The sequence below is a fragment of the Pseudomonas sp. PDM22 genome (assembly GCF_014851965.1).
Classification (GTDB): Bacteria; Pseudomonadota; Gammaproteobacteria; order Pseudomonadales; family Pseudomonadaceae; genus Pseudomonas.
The window spans coordinates 169301-192239 of sequence record NZ_JACVAR010000006.1 but is presented as its reverse complement, the minus strand read 5'-3'; the positions used below and the strand labels follow the sequence as shown (position 1 = coordinate 192239).

At 65.1% G+C, this 22939-nt stretch carries 16 protein-coding genes; 9 read left to right on the top strand and 7 right to left on the bottom strand.

Annotated features, from left to right (window positions below):
* Positions 1-179: 179 nt before the first annotated feature.
* From IB255_RS21505 to brnQ, 6 genes are all read left to right on the top strand, one after another.
* Positions 180-3011, top strand: a complete 2832-nt coding sequence (locus tag IB255_RS21505; RefSeq protein ID WP_081516699.1) for a 2-oxoglutarate dehydrogenase E1 component — start codon at positions 180-182, stop codon at positions 3009-3011.
* A 42-nt stretch (positions 3012-3053) separates the two neighbouring features.
* Positions 3054-4286: a 2-oxoglutarate dehydrogenase complex dihydrolipoyllysine-residue succinyltransferase gene (gene odhB, locus IB255_RS21500; protein ID WP_081516700.1), complete on the top strand. Its 1233-nt coding sequence runs from the start codon at positions 3054-3056 to the stop codon at positions 4284-4286.
* Positions 4287-4367: 81 nt separating this feature from the next.
* Positions 4368-5804 (top strand): dihydrolipoyl dehydrogenase, encoded by a 1437-nt coding sequence (gene lpdA, locus IB255_RS21495; RefSeq protein WP_081516701.1) that lies wholly within the window; start codon positions 4368-4370, stop codon positions 5802-5804.
* 160 nt (positions 5805-5964) lie between these two features.
* Positions 5965-7131 carry an ADP-forming succinate--CoA ligase subunit beta gene (gene sucC, locus IB255_RS21490; RefSeq protein WP_015477516.1) on the top strand — a complete coding sequence of 389 codons (1167 nt, stop codon included), beginning with the start codon at positions 5965-5967 and terminating at the stop codon, positions 7129-7131.
* Positions 7131-8012 carry a succinate--CoA ligase subunit alpha gene (sucD, locus tag IB255_RS21485; protein WP_038803160.1) on the top strand — a complete coding sequence of 294 codons (882 nt, stop codon included), beginning with the start codon at positions 7131-7133 and terminating at the stop codon, positions 8010-8012. Before sucC ends, sucD begins: the two co-directional genes overlap by 1 nt.
* A 482-nt stretch (positions 8013-8494) precedes the next feature.
* A complete protein-coding gene (brnQ, locus tag IB255_RS21480; protein WP_081516702.1) occupies positions 8495-9808 on the top strand; it encodes a branched-chain amino acid transport system II carrier protein in 1314 nt (437 codons plus the stop codon).
* Positions 9809-9884: 76 nt separating this feature from the next.
* On the opposite strand, the gene IB255_RS21475 is transcribed toward brnQ, so the two are convergent.
* The 7 genes from IB255_RS21475 to IB255_RS21445 form a co-directional block, all read right to left on the bottom strand.
* Positions 9885-11240: a DUF1329 domain-containing protein gene (locus IB255_RS21475; protein WP_151186674.1), complete on the bottom strand. Its 1356-nt coding sequence runs from the start codon at positions 11238-11240 to the stop codon at positions 9885-9887.
* Positions 11241-11254: 14 nt separating this feature from the next.
* On the bottom strand, positions 11255-13105 hold the full coding sequence (locus tag IB255_RS21470; RefSeq protein WP_081516704.1) for a DUF1302 domain-containing protein: 1851 nt from the start codon (positions 13103-13105) through the stop codon (positions 11255-11257).
* A 114-nt stretch (positions 13106-13219) separates the two neighbouring features.
* Positions 13220-14236 (bottom strand): MBL fold metallo-hydrolase, encoded by a 1017-nt coding sequence (locus IB255_RS21465; RefSeq protein WP_192210831.1) that lies wholly within the window; start codon positions 14234-14236, stop codon positions 13220-13222.
* Positions 14237-14295: 59 nt separating this feature from the next.
* Positions 14296-16197 (bottom strand): acyl-CoA synthetase, encoded by a 1902-nt coding sequence (locus tag IB255_RS21460; RefSeq protein ID WP_151186677.1) that lies wholly within the window; start codon positions 16195-16197, stop codon positions 14296-14298.
* Entirely contained in the window at positions 16197-17150 is a 954-nt protein-coding gene (locus IB255_RS21455) for a fumarylacetoacetate hydrolase family protein (protein WP_192210830.1), read from the bottom strand. Before IB255_RS21455 ends, IB255_RS21460 begins: the two co-directional genes overlap by 1 nt.
* A 75-nt stretch (positions 17151-17225) precedes the next feature.
* Positions 17226-18317 (bottom strand): VOC family protein, encoded by a 1092-nt coding sequence (locus IB255_RS21450; protein ID WP_192210829.1) that lies wholly within the window; start codon positions 18315-18317, stop codon positions 17226-17228.
* A gap of 79 nt (positions 18318-18396) precedes the next feature.
* Positions 18397-19011 (bottom strand): TetR/AcrR family transcriptional regulator, encoded by a 615-nt coding sequence (locus IB255_RS21445; RefSeq protein ID WP_081516709.1) that lies wholly within the window; start codon positions 19009-19011, stop codon positions 18397-18399.
* 263 nt (positions 19012-19274) lie between these two features.
* Between IB255_RS21445 and IB255_RS21440 the strand changes: the two genes are divergently transcribed.
* The 3 genes from IB255_RS21440 to IB255_RS21430 are packed head-to-tail and all read left to right on the top strand — an operon-like array spanning position 19275 to position 22926.
* The gene (locus IB255_RS21440) at positions 19275-20900 is read left to right on the top strand and encodes a bifunctional 3-(3-hydroxy-phenyl)propionate/3-hydroxycinnamic acid hydroxylase (protein WP_168190472.1); all 1626 of its coding nucleotides are present in this window, start codon (positions 19275-19277) and stop codon (positions 20898-20900) included.
* Positions 20897-22543 (top strand): FAD-dependent monooxygenase, encoded by a 1647-nt coding sequence (locus tag IB255_RS21435; RefSeq protein WP_192210828.1) that lies wholly within the window; start codon positions 20897-20899, stop codon positions 22541-22543. Before IB255_RS21440 ends, IB255_RS21435 begins: the two co-directional genes overlap by 4 nt.
* A 2-nt stretch (positions 22544-22545) precedes the next feature.
* Complete coding sequence (locus IB255_RS21430; RefSeq protein WP_081516712.1) at positions 22546-22926, top strand: hypothetical protein; 381 nt, start codon at positions 22546-22548, stop codon at positions 22924-22926.
* Positions 22927-22939: the final 13 nt, after the last annotated feature.

Below are 22939 nucleotides of genomic sequence, written 5' to 3'. Positions count from 1 at the left end.
AGTCCCTAGGACCCAAGCCCACAAAGCGGGGGTCCTGTTTTGAAAACGTATATATGACCAGCAGGGGCATCCGGGCTGGTACCCGGACTATCTGCGGGGATCGGTGGCTTGAAGTCGCTGTGTATGACTTCGCGCCAGAGATTCCACAGGTGGAGTCCCCTTACCGAGGGTGACCAAGCATGCACGAAAGCGTAATGCAGCGGATGTGGAACAGTGCCCATCTATCCGGTGGAAACGCTGCCTACGTCGAAGAGCTCTACGAGCTCTACCTGCACGACCCGAACGCTGTGCCAGAAGAGTGGCGCACGTACTTCCAGAAGCTCCCCGCCGACGGCAATCCTGCCCCCGACGTCTCGCATTCCTCTATCCGTGATCATTTCGTACTCCTGGCCAAGAACCAGCGCCGCGCTGCGCCTGTTTCCGCTGGCAGCGTAAGCACCGAGCACGAGAAAAAGCAGGTTGAAGTCCTGCGTCTGATCCTGGCATACCGTCTGCGTGGACATCAGGCAGCATCGCTCGATCCGCTGGGTCTCTGGGTGCGTACCGCTCCCTCCGATCTGTCGCTCGAACACTACGGGCTCACCGCTGCAGACCTCGACACTACTTTCCGTACCGGTGAGCTCTACATCGGCAAGGAAGAAGCGACCCTGCGTGAAATCATCGATGCGCTGAAGCAGACCTACTGCAGCACCATCGGCGCCGAGTTCATGCACATCGTCGATTCCGAGCAGCGCCACTGGTTCGCCCAGCGCCTTGAAAGCGTGCGCGGCCGTCCGACGTATTCCGCCGACGCCCGTTCCCACCTGCTCGAGCGCCTGACCGCTGCCGAAGGCCTGGAAAAGTACCTGGGCACCAAGTACCCGGGCACCAAGCGCTTCGGCCTGGAAGGCGGCGAGAGCCTGATCCCGATGATCGACGAGATCATCCAGCGCTCCGGCTCCTACGGCGTCAAGGAAATCGTCATCGGCATGGCCCACCGTGGCCGTCTGAACGTCCTGGTCAACACCCTGGGCAAGAACCCGCGCGACCTCTTCGACGAGTTCGAAGGCAAGAAACTGGTCGAACTGGGCTCGGGTGACGTGAAGTACCACCAGGGCTTCTCCTCCAACGTCATGACCACCGGCGGCGAAGTCCACCTGGCCCTGGCGTTCAACCCCTCGCACCTGGAAATCGTTTCCCCGGTGGTCGAGGGCTCGGTACGCGCTCGCCAGGACCGTCGCAAAGACGGCAGCGGCGACAAGGTCGTGCCGATTTCCATCCACGGCGATGCCGCCTTCGCGGGGCAGGGCGTGGTCATGGAAACCTTCCAGATGTCGCAGACCCGTGCTTACAAGACGGGCGGCACCATCCACATCGTGATCAACAACCAGGTCGGCTTCACCACCAGCCGTCAGGACGATGCTCGTTCCACCGAGTACGCGACCGACGTGGCGAAGATGATCCAGGCGCCGATCTTCCATGTGAATGGCGACGATCCGGAAGCGGTCCTGTTCGTGACCCAGCTGGCCATCGATTACCGCATGCAGTTCAAGCGTGACGTGGTCATCGACCTGGTCTGCTACCGTCGTCGCGGCCACAACGAGGCCGACGAGCCGAGCGGCACCCAGCCGATGATGTACCAGCAGATCGCCAAGCAGCGCACCACCCGTGACCTGTATGCCGACGCGCTGATCGCCGCTGGCGTGCAGACCACCGAGCAGGCCCAGGAGAAGGTCGACGAATACCGCGACGCTCTCGACAACGGCCTGCACGTGGTGAAGAGCCTGGTGAAGGAGCCCAACAAGGAGCTCTTCGTCGACTGGCGTCCGTACATCGGCCACGCCTGGACCGCCCGTCACGACACCCGTTGCGACCTGAAGACCCTGCAGGACCTGTCCAACAAGCTGCTGGAAACCCCGGACGGCTTCGTCATGCAGCGTCAGGTACAGAAGATCTACGAAGACCGCGCCAAGATGGCTGCCGGTGGCTTCCCGATCAACTGGGGCTTCGCCGAGAACCTGGCCTACGCCACCCTGCTGTTCGAAGGTCACCCGGTCCGCATGACCGGTCAGGACGTCGGCCGCGGCACCTTCTCGCACCGCCACGCGGCGCTGCACAACCAGAAGGACGACTCGGTCTACATCCCGCTGGCCAACCTGTTCGACGGCCAGCCGCGCGTCAGCCTGTACGACTCCTACCTCTCGGAAGAAGCTGTACTGGCGTTCGAATACGGCTACGCCACCACCACCCCGGATGCACTCGTGGTGTGGGAAGCGCAGTTCGGTGACTTCGCCAACGGTGCACAGGTCGTGATCGACCAGTTCATCACCAGCGGCGAAACCAAGTGGCAACGTCTGTGTGGTCTGACCATGCTGCTGCCGCACGGTTACGAGGGCCAGGGTCCGGAGCACTCCTCCGCGCGTCTGGAGCGTTACCTGCAGCTGTGCGCCGAGCAGAACATCCAGGTCTGCGTGCCGACTACTCCGGCTCAGGTCTACCACATGCTGCGTCGTCAGGTGATCCGTCCGCTGCGCAAGCCGCTGATCGTGATGACTCCGAAGTCGCTGCTGCGTCACAAGCTGGCCATCTCGACCCTGGAAGATCTGGCCGACGGTTCGTTCCAGACTGTGATCAACGAGATCGACAGCCTGGATCCGAAGAAAGTCGACCGCATCGTGCTGTGCAGCGGCAAGGTCTACTACGACCTGCTGGAGAAGCGTCGTGCCGAAGGTCTCGAGAACATCGCGATCGTTCGTATCGAGCAGCTGTATCCCTTCCCGGAAGACGATCTGACCGAGGTGCTGTCGCAGTACAAGAACCTCAAGCACATCGTCTGGTGCCAGGAAGAGCCGATGAACCAGGGCGCCTGGTTCTGCTCGCAGCACCACATGCGTCGTGTCATCGCCGCGCACAAGAAAGGTCTCAACCTGGAATACGCGGGCCGCGAAGGCTCGGCAGCTCCGGCTTGCGGCTACGCTTCGATGCACGCCGAGCAGCAGGAAAAACTGCTGCAGGACGCCTTCACCGTTTAACGCCAACGCGCAGTTGATACCGAATTTAAGGAAACACACATAATGGCTATCGAAATCAAAGCCCCAACCTTCCCGGAATCGGTTGCCGACGGCACCGTCGCAACCTGGCACAAGAAGGTCGGTGAAGCCGTCAAGCGTGACGAGCTGATCGTCGACATCGAGACCGACAAGGTCGTGATCGAAGTACTGGCCGAGGCCGACGGCGTCCTGGCTGAGATCGTCAAGAACGAAGGCGACACCGTTCTTTCCAACGAACTGCTGGGCAAGCTGAGCGAAGGCGGTGCTGCCGCTGCCGCTCCGGCTGCTGCCTCGGCTCCGGCTGCCGCACCGGCTGCTGCTGCCCCGGCCGCCACTGCCGGCGACGACAACATCCTCTCGCCGGCTGCCCGCAAGCTGGCCGAAGAGAACGGCATCGACCCGAACAGCCTGGCCGGCACCGGCAAGGGCGGTCGCGTGACCAAGGAAGACGTCGTAGCTGCCGTTGAAGCCAAGAAGAATGCCCCGGCTGCCGCTCCGGCCGCCAAGGCAGCTGCTCCGGCCGCTGCCGCTGCTCCCGTGTTCGCCGCTGGCGACCGCGTCGAGAAGCGCGTGCCGATGACCCGCCTGCGCGCCAAGGTTGCCGAGCGTCTGGTCGAAGCCCAGTCCTCCATGGCCATGCTGACTACCTTCAACGAAGTCAACATGAAGCCGATCATGGACCTGCGCAACAAGTACAAGGACCTGTTCGAGAAGAAGCACAACGGCGTTCGCCTGGGCTTCATGTCCTTCTTCGTCAAGGCCGCCACCGAAGCCCTGAAGCGCTTCCCGGGCGTCAACGCCTCGATCGACGGCAACGACATCGTCTACCACGGCTACCAGGACATCGGTGTGGCAGTTTCCAGCGACCGCGGTCTGGTCGTACCGGTTCTGCGCAACGCCGAGTTCATGAGCCTGGCCGAGATCGAGAACGGCATCGCCACCTTCGGCAAGAAAGCCAAAGACGGCAAGCTGTCCATCGAAGACATGACCGGTGGTACTTTCACCATTTCCAACGGTGGCGTATTCGGTTCCCTCCTGTCGACTCCGATCGTCAACCCGCCGCAGACCGCCATCCTCGGCATGCACAAGATCCAGGAACGCCCGATGGCCGTTAACGGCCAGGTAGTGATCCTGCCGATGATGTACCTGGCGCTGTCCTACGATCACCGCATGATCGATGGCAAGGAAGCGGTAAGCTTCCTGGTCACCATGAAGGATCTGCTGGAAGATCCGGCTCGCCTGCTGCTCGACGTCTGATACGTCAGTTCACACGACGGCCCCGTACTACACGACGGCCCCGAAAGGGGCCGTCCGCTTCACCGGAATAAGGATTGAGACATGAGCCAGAAATTCGACGTGGTTGTGATTGGTGCCGGCCCCGGCGGTTACGTAGCCGCCATCCGTGCCGCCCAACTCGGCCTGAAGACCGCTTGCATCGAGAAGTACATCGGTAAAGAGGGCAAGGTCGCTCTCGGCGGTACCTGCCTGAACGTAGGCTGCATTCCGTCCAAGGCGCTGCTGGACAGCTCCTGGAAGTACAAGGAAGCCAAAGAGAGCTTCGACGTTCACGGTATCTCCACTGGCGAAGTGAAGATGGACGTTCCGGCGATGATTGGTCGCAAGGCCAACATCGTGAAGAACCTGACTGGCGGCATCGCCACCCTGTTCAAGGCCAACGGCGTGACCTCCTTCGAAGGCCACGGCAAGGTCCTGGCCAACAAGCAGGTCGAAGTGACCGGCCTGGACGGCAAGACCCAGGTTCTGGAAGCCGACAACATCATCATCGCTTCGGGCTCCAAGCCGGTCGAAATCCCGCCGGCCCCGCTGACCGAAGACATCATCGTCGACTCCACCGGCGCCCTGGAATTCCAGAGCGTACCGAAGAAGCTCGGCGTGATCGGCGCTGGCGTCATCGGCCTGGAACTGGGTTCGGTCTGGGCTCGCCTGGGCGCTGAAGTCACCGTCCTGGAAGCCCTGGACAAATTCCTTCCGGCTGCCGACGAGCAGATCGCCAAGGAAGCCCTGAAGACCCTGACCAAGCAAGGTCTGAACATCCGCCTGGGCGCGCGCGTCACCGGTTCGGACGTGAAGAAGAAGCAGGTCACCGTGACCTTCACCGACGCCAACGGCGAGCAGAAGGAAGTCTTCGACAAGCTGATCGTGGCCGTGGGCCGTCGCCCGGTGACCACCGATCTGCTGGCTGCCGACAGCGGCGTGACCCTGGACGAGCGTGGCTTCATCTTCGTCGACGACCAGTGCAAGACCAGCGTTCCGGGCGTCTACGCCATCGGTGACGTGGTCCGCGGCGCCATGCTGGCGCACAAGGCCTCGGAAGAGGGCGTGATGGTTGCCGAGCGCATCGCCGGCCACAAGGCCCAGATGAACTACGACCTGATTCCGTCGGTGATCTACACCCACCCGGAAATCGCATGGGTCGGCAAGACCGAGCAGCAGCTCAAGGGTGAAGGCGTCGAAGTCAACGTCGGTACCTTCCCGTTCGCCGCCAGCGGCCGCGCCATGGCTGCCAACGACACCGGCGGTCTGGTCAAGGTCATCGCCGATGCCAAGACCGACCGCGTACTGGGCGTCCACGTGATCGGCCCGAGCGCCGCCGAGCTGGTTCAGCAGGGCGCGATCGGCATGGAATTCGGCACCAGTGCCGAAGACCTGGGCATGATGGTCTTCTCCCACCCGACTCTGTCCGAAGCGCTGCACGAAGCGGCCCTGGCAGTGAATGGCCACGCCATCCACATCGCCAACCGCAAGAAGCGCTAAGGAACGGGACCACGGCGGGGAGGGCGGCAGTCTTTTGCGAGGGGCTGCCGTCCATCCCGCCGGATCGTTTCTCCCCCGAGGGGGACTCGGTCACAGGTGGCGTGGTGCCACGAGCGCCGCGCCGAATGCGCAATACCCAAGACGAAAACGGTAGACAAGCATGAATCTCCACGAATATCAGGGTAAGCAGCTGTTCGCTGAGTACGGCCTGCCCGTATCCAAGGGCTTCGCCGTCGACACACCCGAAGAGGCCGCAGAAGCCTGTGAAAAAATCGGTGGTACCGAGTGGGTCGTTAAAGCCCAGGTACACGCCGGTGGCCGCGGTAAAGCGGGCGGTGTGAAGCTGGTCAAGAGCAAAGAGGACGCCAAGGCGTTCGCCGCCAACTGGCTGGGCAAGCGTCTGGTGACCTACCAGACTGACGCCAATGGCCAGCCGGTCAGCAAGATCCTGGTGGAATCCTGCACCGACATCGACAAGGAGCTGTACCTCGGCGCCGTTGTCGACCGTTCCAGCCGTCGCATCGTCTTCATGGCCTCCACCGAAGGTGGCGTGGACATCGAGAAAGTTGCGCACGAAACCCCTGAGAAGATCCTCAAGGCGACCATCGATCCGCTGGTTGGCGCGCAGCCTTACCAGGGTCGCGAGCTGGCCTTCCAGCTGGGCCTGAAGGGCGACCAGATCAAGCAGTTCACCCACATCTTCGTGGGCCTGGCCAAGCTGTTCCAGGACTACGACCTGGCGCTGCTGGAAGTGAACCCGCTGGTGATCAAGAAAGACGGCAACCTGCACTGCCTGGACGCCAAGATCAACATCGACTCCAACGCCATGTACCGTCAGCCCAAGCTGCGCGCCATGCACGACCCGTCCCAGGACGACGCTCGTGAAGCCCATGCGCAGAAGTGGGAACTGAACTACGTCGCGCTGGAAGGCAACATCGGCTGCATGGTCAACGGCGCTGGCCTGGCCATGGGCACCATGGACATCGTCAACCTGCACGGCGGCAAGCCGGCCAACTTCCTCGACGTTGGCGGCGGTGCCACCAAAGAGCGCGTGACCGAAGCGTTCAAGATCATCCTGTCCGACAGCAACGTCGCTGCCGTTCTGGTGAACATCTTCGGCGGCATCGTTCGCTGCGACATGATTGCCGAAGGCATCATCGGCGCCGTGAAAGAAGTCGGCGTGAAAATCCCGGTTGTCGTTCGTCTGGAAGGCAACAACGCCGACCTCGGCGCCAAGGTCCTGGCCGAAAGCGGTCTGAACATCATCGCGGCGACCAGCCTGACCGACGCTGCCCAGCAAGTCGTCAAGGCCGCGGAGGGTAAGTAATGAGCGTCCTGATCAATAAAGACACCAAAGTCATCTGCCAGGGCTTCACCGGCTCGCAGGGTACCTTCCACTCCGAGCAAGCCATCGCCTACGGCACCAAGATGGTTGGCGGCGTGACCCCCGGCAAGGGCGGCACCACCCACCTGGGCCTGCCGGTGTTCAACACCGTCAAGGAAGCCGTGGAAGCTACCGGCGCTGACGCTTCGGTCATCTACGTTCCGGCTCCGTTCTGCAAGGACTCGATCCTGGAAGCGGCCTTCGGCGGCATCAAGCTGATCGTCTGCATCACCGAAGGCATTCCGACCATCGACATGCTGGAAGCCAAGGTCAAGTGCGACGAGCTGGGCGTACGCCTGATCGGCCCGAACTGCCCGGGCGTGATCACTCCCGGCGAGTGCAAGATCGGCATCATGCCGGGTCACATCCACCTGCCGGGCAAGGTAGGCATCGTGTCGCGTTCCGGCACCCTGACCTACGAAGCCGTGAAGCAGACCACCGACGCCGGGTTCGGCCAGTCCACCTGCGTGGGCATCGGTGGTGACCCGATCCCGGGCTCCAACTTCATCGACATCCTGAAGCTGTTCCAGGAAGACCCGAAAACCGAAGCCATCGTCATGATCGGCGAAATCGGTGGTTCGGCCGAAGAAGAAGCGGCTGCCTACATCAAGGCCAACGTGACCAAGCCGGTGGTGTCCTACATCGCTGGTGTAACCGCACCGCCCGGCAAGCGCATGGGCCACGCCGGCGCCATCATCTCCGGCGGCAAGGGCACTGCGGACGAGAAGTTCGCTGCCCTGCAGGACGCTGGCGTGAAAACCGTGCGTTCCCTGGCTGACATCGGCAAGGCCCTGGCCGAGCTGACCGGCTGGCCGGTCAAGTAAGCGCCTCGCTTATTTAACCGTCTGTCAACAGAGGCCACCTTCGGGTGGCCTCTGTCGTTATGGCGGCGTCTACAAAGTGTCGTTCAGGCGACACCCGCTTTCATTCCGCGGACGATCTGACGTATGTCAGTGCAGTTCATCGGAATAGATCGTTAGGCTAGCAACTATATGAAGCGTCGCGTTCCCCACAAGGGAAGGCTCGCTCACCGTCAATTCCTACCCGGAAGCGACGGCGATTCCTGACCGGCAAGGATGTCGGGATAACCAGAATGCAGGAGCAACCGGGCCACGAGCCCATGGAAAACCTCTGCTATCGGACTTCCAAGAACAAATCACCGTACCGATGACAGCAGCATCACAGGATGCCCAGGCTCGCCCAGCGTGAGTCGGCCAATTCCGTTCGATGCGGCTTTGTCACGTCTGTATGGTGTGTGTGCCTTGGGAGACCACGAAACCGTTTCAGCACTGTGGTATTTCCCTTCATGAAAGTCTTGAAAGGCCAGGACGTCCTGGCACTTGGTTTTATGACCTTCGCGCTGTTCGTCGGCGCGGGCAACATCATCTTCCCGCCGATCGTGGGCCTGCAGTCAGGGCCGCATGTGTGGATGGCCGCGCTGGGCTTCCTGATCACCGCGGTCGGCCTGCCGGTGATCACCGTCGTCGCGCTGGCCAAGGTCGGTGGGGCGATGGACACCCTGAGCCACCCCATCGGCAAGGTCGCCGGCGGGTTGCTGGCGGCTGTCTGCTACCTGTCGGTCGGGCCGCTGTTCGCCACCCCGCGTACCGCCACCGTGTCCTTCGAAGTCGGCCTGGCGCCGCTGACCGGGGAGGGCGCGCTGCCGCTGTTCCTCTACAGCCTGGTGTACTTCGCGGTGGTACTGGTGATCTCGCTGTATCCGGGCAAGCTGCTCGATACCGTCGGCCGCTTCCTCGCGCCGCTGAAGATCATTGCCCTGGCCGCCCTGGGCATCGCCGCCTTCATGCTGCCGGCCGGTCCCATCGGCGTCGCTGAACCGGCCTACCAGGCCGCGGCGTTCTCCCAGGGCTTCGTCAATGGCTACCTGACCATGGACACCCTCGGCGCGCTGGTCTTCGGCATCGTCATCGTCAACGCGATCCGCTCCCGTGGCGTCGACTCGCCGCGGCTGATCACCCGCTACGCCATCATCGCCGGCCTGATCGCCGGGGTCGGCCTGGCGCTGGTATATATCAGCCTGTTCCGCCTGGGCTCGGGCAGCCACGACATCGCCGCCGGTGCCGCCAACGGCGCTGCCGTCCTGCACGCCTATGTACAGCACACCTTCGGCTCGCTGGGCAGCACCTTCCTCGCCGTGCTCATCGCGCTGGCCTGCCTGGTCACCGCCGTTGGCCTGACCTGCGCCTGCGCCGAGTACTTCTGCCGCATCCTGCCGCTGTCGTACCGCAGCCTGGTGGTCATCCTCGCCGGCTTCTCGCTGCTGGTATCGAACCTGGGCCTGACCAAGCTCATCCAGTTCTCGATCCCGGTGCTGACCGCCATCTACCCTCCGTGCATCGTGCTGGTGGCGCTGAGCTTCTGCGCCAGCCTGTGGCGTTCGCAGACCCGCATCGTCGCCCCGGTAATGGTGATCTCCTTCGTCTTCGGCCTCATCGATGCCCTGAAGGGGGCCAAGCTCGACGCCTGGATGCCGGCGTGGATGGAACACCTGCCGCTGGCCGAACAGGGCCTCGCCTGGCTGATCCCTTCGGTCGTGATGCTGGCCGTAATGGTGGTGATTGATCGCCTGCTGGGCAAACCCCAGGAAGCGATGGCCTGATATCCTGTCATCCACGAAAAGGCCGCCCACAAGGCGGCCTTTTTCATGCAGGTCGATTTATCCCGTTCGCTGAAGGTCAGCGGATGCCCTGGTTCCTCAGCGCCGTCGGGGTGTAGTCGACGCTGCTGGCCTTGAAGCCGAACTCCACCTGGGACTTCTCCTGGTTGGTCAGGCCGGACACCAGGTAGCGACCATTGATGAGGTCATAGATGGCCTCCACGCCCAGCCAGGGAATCTGCTTGTCGTACAGCGGTGTCATGAAGCTCTCGCCCACGCGCCAGAGGGTGCCGCGGCCGTCGTAGTGGTCGGCGAGCACGGCCTGCCAGGTGTCCTCGTCGAGGAACAGCACGCGGCGTGCATAGATGTGTCGCTCGCCGGCGCGCAGGGTGCCTTCGACCTGCCAGACGCGGTGTTTCTCGTAGCGCACCAGGTCCTGGTTGAGGTGGCCGGGTTTGACCAGGTCGTCATAGCGGTGGGTGGTGGAGTCCAGGGCGAAGCTGTTGTAGGGCACATAGATTTCCTTCTTGCCCACCAGCTTCCAGTCATAGCGGTCCGGCGCGCCGTTGAACATGTCCAGGTTGTCCGCGACTCGCAGGCCATCGGAGGCCGGGTAGGGGCCGTCGTAGGCGATCTGCGGGGCGCGGCGCACGCGGCGCTGGCCAGCGTTGTAGACCCAGGCCATGCGTGGCTCGCGGACCTGGTCGAGGGTCTCGTGGACCAACACCACATCGCCCGCCAGGCGCGCCGGCGCGGTGACCAGCTGCTTGTAGTAGAAGAGGACGTTGTTGTCCTTGTCCGGGCTGTAGTCGGTGAGCTGGTCGCGATAGCTGAACTGCTGCTGGAAGTAGGTGGGCGTGTAGGTGCCGCTGGCGGTGGGCGTCGCCTGCACGTGCAGACGCTGGGCGCTGCCGCCGCGGTAGCGGGTGATGTGGTTCCACAACGCCTCGACGCCGCTCTGCGGAATGGGGAAGGGAATCGCCGTCTGGAAGTCCTTCAGGCCATTGCCGCCCTCGACCAGGCTGGCATGGCGCGCATTCGCGGACACAGCTTGCAGTACCGCTGCCGGGTAGGTCGCCGAGCGATGCGCGGGATAGACGTTGAGGTGGTAATCCGGGTAGCGCTGCAGCATCGCCTGCTGGCCCGGCGTGAGGTTCGCCGCGTACTGCGCCATATTCTTCGCGGTGATGGTGAACAGCGGTTTTTCCGCGGCGAAGGGGTCGCTCAGGCGGCCGTCAGCGCCGCGACTGCCTGCGTTGGCTGGCAGGCCGCCGTCCCAGGCGGGAATGCTGCCGTCGGCATTGCCGGCGCGCTCCGCACCCAGGGGCGTGAGGGTGTTGCCCAGTTTCGCCGCTTCCGTTTCGGGAACGGCAGCCTGGAGGTTGAAGGGCAGGGCCAGGAACAGCAGTGAAGCGCACGCAAGTTTCTTGTTCATCGGTTTTTCTCCGCTTAGAACGACACGCCAAAGCTCAGGGCAAGGAAGTCCCGGTCGGTATTCACGTTGTACTTACCGCCGAAGAAGTTGGTGTAGGAAAGGCTCATGTTGTAGGTGTTGAGGTAGGTGCCATCGACGCCGATGCTGATCGCCCGCGCGCCCTGGTTGAAGCCCGGCTCCGGGGCGTAGCCGTGGACGTCGTGGGACCAGGCCAGGTTGGGTCGCACCGTGGCGCCGTCGATGAGGTCGGCGTATTCCCAGATCGCCCGCGTCTGGTAGCCCCAGGCGGTGCTGGTGACGAAGCCGGAGTCGTTGCAGTACTGCGGCGTGACGCTGTTGCCGGTGCACAGGCTGTTGTCGGGGTACAACGCGCCCTGGCCGAACACCGGGCTGCGGCCGTAGCGCAGCTCGTCGTCGCCGCCCAGGCCGCCGACGTGGGTGACGCCGATCTCGCCGATCAGGGTCAGGCGGTCGGCGCCCATCACCTGGTCGAAGAAGTGCGTGGCGGTGACCTGCGCCTGGGTCACTTCCTTGCGCCGGTAACCCTTGAGGACCGCGTCGTTGGCCGGTGCCGGCGCATCGCCGTAGACCGGTGTGAGCGCCGGTATGCCCAGGGTCGAGGTGACCAGGTCGACCGGGTTGATCTGCACCGGCATGTTCGGCCGGTAGCTGATCTCGCCGGCCAGGGTGGTGCCGGTGGGCAGGCTGGTGCTGAAGCTCAGCCCGTAGAGCTGGATGTCCTCGGGGTAGTCGGCGAAGTACTGCGCGCTGCCCAGCCGATAGGCCTGGGTCAGTTGCTGGCCGGCGCTGCTGCCGATCACCGCGCCGCAGAGCGCGTCGGGAATGCCGAGGTTGCCACACAGTTGCGGGGCGAAGCCCAGGTCGGCGGCGTGCGGGCCGCTGCGCACGCTGAGGTAGGGCTGGCGGCTGTGGTAGTTGATGAAGTAGCCGGCGAATTCGCTGTCCAGTTCCGGGGCGAACCAGCGCAGCGCCGCGCCCCACTGGCCGTCGTCGCGCGCTTCGTTGTCCTTGCCGCGAGGGATGACGATGCCTTCGTCGGTCAGGTTGATTCCGGCTGGCGCCAGGGCCTGTACCGCCAGCGGGTTCTGATTGATCACCGGGCCGGCGGCGAGACCGTTGCAGCCGTCGGCCATCACGTCGGTGGTGGAGAAGAAGGTGCCGCAGTTGTCGATCACTGTCTTCTGCCACTGCAACTGGTAGAAGGCCTCGGCGGACAGGTGCTCGCTGAAGTTCTGCGAGACGTAGAACATGTTCACCGGGATCAGGCCTTCCTTGATCTCCGAGCCGGGCCGGCGGAAGGCGGCGACGTCGATCGGGTTGATGGCGTTGATGCCGCCCTGGATGAAGGTGCTCTCGCCCCAGCTCACCACCTGCTTGCCCAGGCGCACGGTGCCGGGCAGGTCGCCGATGCTGTAGTTGTGGTAGAGGAAGGCATCGAGGAACTCGGCGCCCGACGCCTTGGCGCCTTCCTCGCGGCCGTTGTCATCGATGTCCTTGAAGTGCAGGTGCTCGTCCTTGAGCTTGAAGTCGTACCAGTACTTGCCGCGGAGGAAGGCGCCGGAGTCGCCGTACTTGAGCTCCAGGTCGTGGATGCCCTTGAACACCTTGGAGAAGGTGTCGCCCTCGCGGAAGTTGCGCTTGCCGTCATCCGAGCTGTGGCTGTGCAGCAGTGCGGCGTCGGCGTTGCGCATGGCCCAGCTGGCGCCGACTGACAGGCTGGAGTCGAACTGCCCTTCGATCTCGCCAAGGGAGAAGGTGAAGGCTTGCGCGCCGTTACCGTAGAGGGCCAGGCCGATGGCGGCGGGTAGCGCAAGCTTGTGCAAGGCGGGTGATCTGCGGTTCATCTGAAACGACCTCTTGTTGTTGTTCTGTCGTCTGCCGGCCCTTTTTCGGGCGCAGCGGCTCCCCGCTGGCCCGCGGTCTGCGGGCCAGTTGATGAAGGTGGTGAGGTGGAGGCGCTAGAGGCTCAGGTCGAGGGCGTCCTCCCCGAGCGTGATCTCGCCCGAATACTCATCGGCCATGCCGCTGACGAACATGCGTCGGGCGAGGAAGTTGTCCGGGGCGGGAATCAGGTGGGTAAGCAGCAGGTGGCGCACCCCGGCACGCTGGGCCATGCGCGCCAGCTCCAGGGTGTCGGCGTGGTAGTCGAGCACGCGCACGGCCTGCGCGCCGCGATCCGGCTGCCCGGTGCGTTCCAGCGCGGCGGCGCCTTCGCAGACCAGATGGGCGTTGATCGCCTCGTGCACCACCAGGTCGGCATCGCGCATGGCCTCGAGATAGCGCTCGCTGACGCGGGTGTCGCCGCTGATGAACAGCTTCTTGCCCTGGTAGTGCAGTACGTAGCCGTAGGCCGGTTCCACCGGGTGGTGATCGACACGGTAGGCGTCGATGGTCACCCCGCCTTGGTCATAGACACGCACCGACTCCAGCCCCTCGACGATCTCCACCCGGCGCGGCTCGGCGAACGCCAGCTGCTGGTTGGTCGGCGGCAGGGCGTGGGCGCTGCGGTAACCGGCGTCCTGGGCGTAGGCCATGGCCAGACCTTCGACGACCTGCTCGACGCCGGGCGGGCCGTAGACCACGAAGGGCGTCTGCCGGCCGTAGATCCAGCTGTGGTTGATCAGCGCGCCGAGGCCATTGAAATGGTCGGAATGCCAGTGGGTGATAAACACCTGGTTCAGCGCCTGCACCGGCACGTGATTGGTCTCCAGGTTGCGCATGGCGTTTTCGCCGGCATCGAAGAGGAACAGTCGACCGCCGGCAGCCACCAGGGTGCAGGCCTGGCCACGGGTAGCGTTGACCTGCGGCGTGCCGGTGCCGCAGAGGATGACGCGGATGGCGTTGCCGCCCTGGATCAGGGACTGGTCGGTGTGGTCCTTGACCATCGTATCCAGGGCCGCGTGCTGGATGCGTTCGCAGCCGGGCAGGGCGAGGACGAGCAGCAGAGCAAGGGCTCGGGGCAGTTGGGGGCGCATGGCACTTCCTTCGTTTTATTGTTGTTTCGGGTGCGAGCGAGGCGGTGGTGCGATTGGTCTCAGCCGTGCCAGTCCACCGCGAAGCTGTAGCGGCCCAGCGCGCGGGCCAGTTCATCGCGTCCGGTGCCGGCGCGAACCTGCGCCACCAGCCCGCGACGGGCGTCCTGCACCACCTCCACGGCGATGCCGGCCAGACCCTGGTTGTCCGCTTCCTGGTGGATCACCCGAGCGATCTCGCGTTGCTGCAATGCGGGCTTGAAAATCTTGCCCACCGGCGTGACCGGCAGGGCGTCGAGAATCTCGATGCGCTTGGGCACCGCGGCGCGTTCGCTGATCCGCTGGTTGGCGAAGTCCAGCAGCGCGGCGCTGTCGGTACGCTGGCCGGCGGCGAGCTGCACGTAGGCCACGGGAATCTCGCCGGCATGCGGATCGGGGCTGCCCACCGCGGCTACCAGAGCAACCGCCGGGTGCGCCTGCAGTGCCTCCTCGATCTGCTTCGGGTCGATGTTGTGGCCACCGCGGATGATCAGTTCCTTCTTGCGCCCGGTGAGCCAGAAGTAGCCCTGGGCGTCCTGTCGCCCGAGGTCGCCGGTGTTCAGCCAGCGCTGTCCGCCGATGTCGATCCACAGGCCCTTGTTGTGGCTGTCGTCGAGGTAGCCGAGGAAGACGTTCGGGCCGTGGATGGCGATCACCCCGACTTCGTCGGCTTCGGCGTCGCGCAGATAGTCGCCGTGGTCATCGAGGATCACCGCACGCATGCCCTGGTAGGCCAGGCGCAGCCCGATGGAGCCGATCGGGCGCTCGCCGTCGGGCGGGTTGCTCGACGAGACGCAGGCGCCTTCGGTCAGGCCGTAGCCTTCGAGGATACGCACGCCTACCACGCGCTCGAACTCGCGGAACAGTTCCACCGGCATAGGCGCGGCGCCGCACAGCGCGTACTGCAGGCTGGACAGGTCATGGTTGGCGACCGGTTGTTGCAGGAGTGCCGAATAGACGGTTGGCACGCCGGAGAAGAAGTTGATGCCAAAGTGCTGGACCATCGCCCAGAACGCCGGAATCACGCCCTCGCCGCGATAGCCCTGGGGCGTGCCGATGATTACCCGGTCGCCATGGGTCCAGGGCATCAGCCCGGTCACCAGCTGGCCGTTGACGTGGAACAGCGGCAGCCCGCAGAAGATTACCTGGCCGCTCTGGCGTGGCTGCATGTTGGCGGCCATGGCCCAGGCGTTGAAGACTTCCGAGCCGTGGCTGCGCTTGGCGATCTTCGGCAGACCGGTGGTGCCTCCGGTGCAGAAATAGGAAGAGGGCTCCTCCGCGCGGATCACCCGGCCGCTGCTGAGCTGCTTGCCATTCTCGCGGCGCATCAGGCGGCGCAGGTCGTGGATGCGCAGGCGCGGGTGGCGAGCGCGTTCGCGCCGGGCCATCCAGCGCAGCGCGAGAGACGCCACGCTGCCGACGTAGGGCGCCATGCTCACCCAGAGCACATCGCGCACCCCGGGCAAGCTGTCGAGTTGGCTGGCCAGTTTGGGCCACAGGTCGCTGCCGGGTGTCGGCGCCAGGGTCACTACCAGCCGAGCATTGGCGGCACGCAGCAGGTCGCCGATCTGCGCGGCTTCCAGCAGCGGGTTGATCGCCAGGACGATGCCTGCGGCCTCGCCGCCCCAAATGACGAAATGGGTCTCCGGCAGGTTCGGCAGGAGGAAGGCGACCACGTCCTTCGGCCCGACGCCAAGCCGATGGAAGGCGTTGGCGGCGCGGGTGATGTCGGCGAACAGCTCGGCGTAGGTCCAGTCGTGGGTACGGCGGAAATCCTTTGCTTCGAGGAAGAAGCTCAGCGCCGTTGCCTGGCCGTGCTGCGCGGTGCAGCGACGCAGGGCCTCATAGGTGCTGGCGGGCAGTTCGCGACGGGACAGCGGTACGCTCTCCAGTGCCTGGATGTCGGCGAGGGTCTGCACGGCCATCAGGCTTGCTCCACCACACGGTTGCGCTGCACGCCCAGGTCGATCACGCCGTCGGCGCTACGGATGCTGGCTTCGACCAGATCGCCGGCCTTGAGGTACTGGCTACGCCCCGCCTGCGTCTTGAGGAAGGCTTTCCACTTGATGTGCTCGGGTAGCAGCGCGGCGATGCGCTGCTTGGCCGGCGACGGCACCGACAGCGCACAGCCGGCCGGCGTGCCGGTGGCGATCAGGTCGCCGGCGGCGAAGTCCTGCACGCCGGAGAGCTCACTCAGAGTCTCCGCCGGGCCGTGCACGAGGTTGGCGGTGCTGTCGCTCTGGCGCACTTCGCCGTTGACCGTCAGGCGCAGCTGCAGATCCTTCAGGTAACGCATGTCGTTCTTCTGCAGCAGGCACAGGTACGGGCCGACCGGGCCGAAGGTGCGGAAGCTCTTGCCCTTGTAGAACTGCATCTGCGGGATCTGGATATCCCGCGCCGAGTAGTCGTTGACGATCACCACGCCGGCGATGAACTCGTGCAGGTTGGCGTCGTTCACCGCGACCTTGCCGGTGATCTCGCGGCGCAGCACCAGCCCCAGTTCGATCTCGTAGTCGAGGAAGCGTACCTGGCGCGGTTTGATCAGGTCGCTGTCGGCGGCGACGATGCAGCTCTGCGCCTTGGTGAAGATCATGTTGAAGTGCTTGGCGTCCGGGTTCATGCCCGACTCGATCATGTGCTGACGGTAGTTGGCGCCCTGGCAGACGAACTGCTGGTCGCGGGTGATGGGCGAGAGCAGCTTCACCGCATCCAGCGGCAGTTCGTCACCGCGCAGCTCAGTCAATTCCTCGACCTGCACCTGACGGATCAGCTCGCCGGTGCTGACGTAGCGGCCGGGCAGGGGGCTGATGCGTCCCTGGCGCAGCACGCCCCAGCGGGTTTCGTTCTGGTGTTCGAAGCGGACAAGGTGCACGGGCATGGGGGCGACTCCTGGTACTGCTGTGGGCCGCGTCGGGGCGGCGATTGTTGTTGTGCTGTTGGTGGTGCAGCGGGCCTAGCCGAACATCCGCGCCAGGGTGATCAGCTTGCGCAGCGTCAGGTCCGGGCTGTGCCGCAGGTTGTGCAGCAGGATGCGCAGCTTCTGCAGGTTCATCGCCGGCTTGGTGAAGCTCTTGGGCATGCGCTGGCCCCACTGCGACATGGCTTCGGGGCTGACGCCGTGCAGTCCGGTGGGACGCTCGGCGGTGAACAGGTCGCCGTCGCAGTAGTGCTCGTGCTTGTCGCCCCAGGGGTCCTGCCAGTAATCGAAGATCTGGCTGCCGAGGATGTGCCGGCCGATACCCCAGGCATGCTTCCAGCCGCGTTCGCGCAGCACCCGCTGACCCATGCCGACGGCGTCGGCATCCACTACTTCGTAGGCGCTGTGGCTGTAGGCCGCCATGAAGCCCTGGGCCAGTGCCAGGGTGTGGTGGTCGGCGGGTGTGTCGCCCAGGTCCAGGCGCAGGAAGGCTACCGCCGGGGAGCCATCGGGCAGCACCTGCACGTCGCTGGGAATCAGGCCGAAATGCTCGGTGTACCAGCCGGCGGTGGCCTGGTAGTCGGCCACTTCGAGCACCACGTGGCCGAGCTTGATGATGTCCGGCGGCGCCACGGGCGGGCGCTGGGTGGCGTTGATCCGCGGTGCGTCGTCGACCTGGTTCAGCGACAGGGCCGCCCGGTGCGCCAGTTGGCTGGCCGGCTGCTGGCCGTGGATCGCCTCGACGACGAAGCCGGAAGGGTCGCGCAGGCTGACGGTTTCGCCGCCACCGGGCGTATCGAGCTTCTGGATCGGCGAGGCGCCCGGCAGGCGTGCCAGCCGTTGCAGGTCCTCGCGCGATTCCACGGCCAGGCCGAAGCCGACGAAGCGCGCCTGTGCCGCCTGTTGCACCCGATAGCAGTAGGGCGCCGGGCCGGTGCCGCGCAGATAGAGACAGTCGGCATCGCGGCGCGCCAGGGTCAGGCCGAAGTCGGCAAGAAAGCGTTCGGCCTGCTCCAGGTCCGGGCGCTCGAAGATCAGGTGCGCCAGCGCGCGGGCCTTGACCGTCGGCTGCGGATGGCGCGCCGGCTGCGGCGTTGCCAGGGAAGTAGAGGAGTGCTGACGGCTCATGTTTGTTGTTCTCCGTGGCTTTCGTCAGGCAAGGCTTCGCCATCGCCCCTGAAAAGTAGCGTTGGCAGGTTCGGCTGGATCAGTCCGCTGGCGGTAGCACCGGCAGCTCACCGGTGGACAGGCTGTGTGCTTCCTCCGGCGCCACGCCGAGCGCGCGCAGGGTTAGTTCCGCGGCATCGCTGCCAGCCTGGCGCCACGTGCGGTGGCCCTCCAGGACCAGGAAGATGGAGCTGAGCACGGACCCGGCAATCATCGATATCACCGACGGCAGCTGCTCCTGGCGGAAGCTGTAGCGGCCGTTGGCGAGCCCGCTGAGCAGGTCGGCGGTGGGTGGCCCGAACCACATGCCGCGCAGCGATTCCTCGCTCATCGAGAAGCGGCTGATGAAGGCGCCCCAGTGCGGTTCCTCGTGGGCCCGGCGGACGAAGAAGCGCATGCCGTTGGCCAGGCGCAGGGCCGGGTCCGAGGTCTCGCCGAAGCTCTTCACCACGCGCTGGTGCATCTCCGCAGCCAGGTGGCTGGCCACGTGCTGGAAGAGGTCGTCGATCGACTGCAGGTTGTTGTAGATGGTGCCCCGGGCCACACCGGCCTCCTGCGCCAGATCGCTGATGTTCACCTGGCTGGCGCCCTTCTCGGCGAACAGGCGCAGGGCGGCCTGATGGATGCGGCGTTGTACGGGGTTGAGGGTTTCCATGAAGAAATGGCTCCAAGGTCAAGCTTGGAGCGATTGAACACTTGCGTTCAAAATAAGTCAACAGGGTCCATTGGTCGTCATTTTTCCTGCTTTCTCCTCGGTTTCTTCCGACTTCCGGACCTTTCCAGTACGGCGGCGGTGCTCTGGAAAGGCTCTGGCCGGCGGGTTTGGTTAGGCAATTCGAATCAAAATTGATCTCCAGTTGACTGAATTGAACACTAGTGTTCAAAATGATTCGGCGATGTCTTCCCCTGGAGCAAGCAATGCAACAGTCCACAACAACAACGACAACCTGTGACGTGATCATCGTCGGCCTCGGCCCCACCGGGGCGGTACTGGCCAACCTGCTGGGCCGCTATGGCTGGTCGGTGATCGGCCTGGAGCGCGACGAGGACCTTTACTATGCCCCGCGTGCCGTGCACTTCGACGACGAGATCATGCGCATCTTCCAGTCCGCTGGCCTGGCCGACGACATCGGCCGCACCAGCGAGTCGTTCACCGACATGGAAATCATCCTGCGCCCCGGTCGCAAGCCGGTGACCCGCTCGCGCATCGGCAGCCAGGACCGCCGCTACGGCCATCCCGGCGCCTGGTGGTTCCACCAGCCGACCCTGGAACGGCATTTCCACGACGGGCTCAAGCGCTACCCCAATATCACCTCGGTGTACGGCTGCCGCGTCACCGGCGTCGAGCAGGATGCCGAAGGTGTGCGCGCCACCGCCGTGCAGCGGGACGGCCGCGAGCGGGTGTTTCAGGGCCGCTACCTGATCGGTTGCGATGGCGGCAAGAGCTTCGTCCGCCGCGAGGCCGGGCTGCACCTGGAGTCAGCGGATTTCGACGAGGCCTGGGTGGTCGTCGATACCAAGACGCGCTCCGGCGAGAAGGATGCGTTGCTGCCGGCCAACCACTCGCAGGTGTGCAACCCGGCGCAGCCGGTGACTTACGTGCCGATGGCCGGCCCGTACTACGAATGGCAGTTCATGGTCACCGGCGGCAAGTCCGAGCGCGAGGCCACCGATCCCTACCTGGTGCGCCAGCAGCTGCGCGACTTCGTCGACCTCGACAAGATCGAGATCACCCGCATCGCCTACTACAAGTTCCACGGCCTGTGGGCCAACGACTGGCGCAACGGCCGGATCATCCTGGCTGGCGACTCGGCTCACCAGATGCCGCCGTTCCTCGGCCAGGGCATGTGCTCGGGCGTGCGCGATGCCAGCAGCCTGTGCTGGCGGTTGGACATGGTGCTGCGCGGGGCCGCGCAGGAGAAACTGTTCGACGACTACGAGGCCGAGCGCTCGGCCCACGTGCGCGAAATCATCAACGGCGCGATGTTCCTCGGCAACGTCATCCAGACCCGCCACCGCGGCGTGGCCTTCCTGCGCGACTGGCTGCTGTTCCGCATCGCCGGGATGCTGCCTTTCGCCAACAAGGCTTTCGCCGACAAGGCCAATCGCAAGAAACCACTGGCCGCCGGCTTCTGCGGCTGGGGGCACCGACTGTCCGGGCACCTGGCCCTGCAGCCGAAAGTGTTGCGCGAGGAGCAGGGTGAGCGTGTGCTGCTCGACGAAGCCTTGGGTCACGGCTTTGCCTTGCTCGCCCGGCGCGGCTGCCTCGATAGCCAGCACGCGCAACTGGAGCGGCTGGCGCAACAGGTGGACCTGCGCGTGCTGGAGTTCGCCGAAGACCCGACCAGCCCGGTGCTGGGCGACCCCACCGGGGCGCTGCAGGACTGGTTCGATGAAGCCGACATGGACTTCGTGCTGATCCGCCCCGACCGCTATGTCTTCGATGCCGGCCACGCCGACCAGCTGGGCCGCGTCGCCGAGCGCTTCCTCGCCGGCCTGTCGCTGGTCCGCCACAGCAACCAGACCCAAGGAGTGGCGGCATGATCGACACCCCCGTTCTCATCAGCGGCGCCGGTCCGGTCGGCCTGACCCTGGCGCTCAACCTCAGCCGCCTGGGCATTCGCTCGGTGCTGCTCAACGATCGCCGGGAGACCACCACGCATCCCAAGCTGGACGTGGTGAACTGCCGCTCGATGGAAATCTTCCGCCAGCTGGGCCTGGCCGAGCGCATCCGCGCGGCCGGCAACCCGGTCGACGCCAACCAGTACTCGGCAATGGCGGCGTCGGCCAACGGGCCGTTCTACAGCGTGATGGCGGACCGTCACCTCATCTACCAGCCGGTCAGCCAGGCCGAACAGGCCATCCGCGCCTGCCGCGACGGCAGCCTGCCGCTGGAGTCGATGCAGCGAATCGCGCAGATGCACCTGGAACCGGTGCTGATGGCCGAGGTGCAAGCTGACCCGAACATCGAGCTGCGCATGGGCTGGCGCCTGTACGGCTTCGAGCAGGGCTCTACCGGCGTGGTGGCGATGGCCCACGAAGTGGATAGCGGCGAGGCGCAGCAGTTCTTCGCCCAGTACCTGATCGGCTGCGACGGCCCCAACAGCCGCGTGCGCAACTTCCTCAACATCGATTACGACGGCACCCGCGACCTGGTCGGCGAGCTGTTCATCATCCACCTGCGCTCCGACGAGATCGCTGGATTGTTTCCGAACAACCAGCCTTACTGGCACACCTGGCTGACCCGGCCGGGTTTTGCCGGGCTGCTGGTATCGCCGGATGCCAGCCGCAACGACTACGTGCTGCACCGGCCCTTTGCGCCGCGCCCCGGCGAGTCGCTGGAGAGCGTGGTGGACGCTGCCCTCGGCACCCGGCTGCGCTATGAGATCGTCCAGTCTGGCCAGTGGCGCCCGCAGTTCCTGGTAGCCCGTTCCTTCGGCCGGCAGCGTGTATTCATTGCCGGCGACGCTACCCACCAGTTCATGCCCACCGGCGGACTGGGGATGAACACCGGCGTGGCCGAGGCGCACAACCTGGCGTGGAAGCTCGCGGCCTGCCTGGCCGGCTGGGGTGGCCCGCGCCTGCTGGAGAGCTACGAGGCGGAGCGCCTGCCCGTTGCCCGGCGCAACCGCGACCACGTGAAGAAATGCGCGGCAGCGACCTTCGAGGCGCAGATGCGCCGCGACGACGCGCTCCTCGCCCAGGGGCCGGCCGGTGAGGCGGCGCGAGAGGCCGCCGGGCGCGAGTTCGAACGCAAGGTGTCGCGGCTCTACGAGTCGCTGGGCGTGGAGATCGGCTATCGCTATCACGGCTCTCCGGCGATCGAAGCAGACACCGCGAGTGAGCCGGCCTACGAGGAGATTCGCTACACCCCCACCACCTGGTCCAGCGCGCGCCTGCCCAGCGCGTTCCGCGAGGATGGCACGGCGGTCTTCGACCAGTTGGCCCTGGGCGGCTATACCTTGCTGGCCTTCGATGTGGACGCCGAGAGTTGCGCACCGCTGCAGGAGGCCGCCGAGGAATGCCGCGTGCCGCTGAGCGTTCTGCCGATTCACGAGAAGTACCTGGCCAGCCTGTACGAACGGCGCTTCGTACTGGTACGCCCGGACCAGCATGTGTGCTGGCGTGGCGACAGCCTGCCGGTCGATTGCTATTCGTTGTTCAACCGTCTGCGCGGAGCCCGCTGACCATGAGCCTGTTCATCGATTCGCTGAAACTGCGCCTGCTCCTGCTGGCGTCCATCCCGCTGCTGCGCCGGGCCGAACGCCGCTCGGCGCGCCTGCGCGAGCTGCTCCACGAGGACTCGTTCGTGCTGCAGATTCGCACCGGTGATGGCGTCGGCGGTTATTACCAACTGCGCGGCGGGGTGCTCAGCCTGCACCGTGGCGAGCACCGCAGGCCGGACTTCATCCAGAACTGGCAACGCAGCGCGGACGCGCTGCGGGTGATGCTCAGCCGCGACGAGACCGACATGCTGCGCGCCGTCGAAGGCGGGCAGTGCCAGTTGCAGGGGCGCTTCGCGGTGGCCCTGTGGTTCAACGAAGCCATGAAGATCGCCCGGGCTGCCTAGCCCCGCACGGATC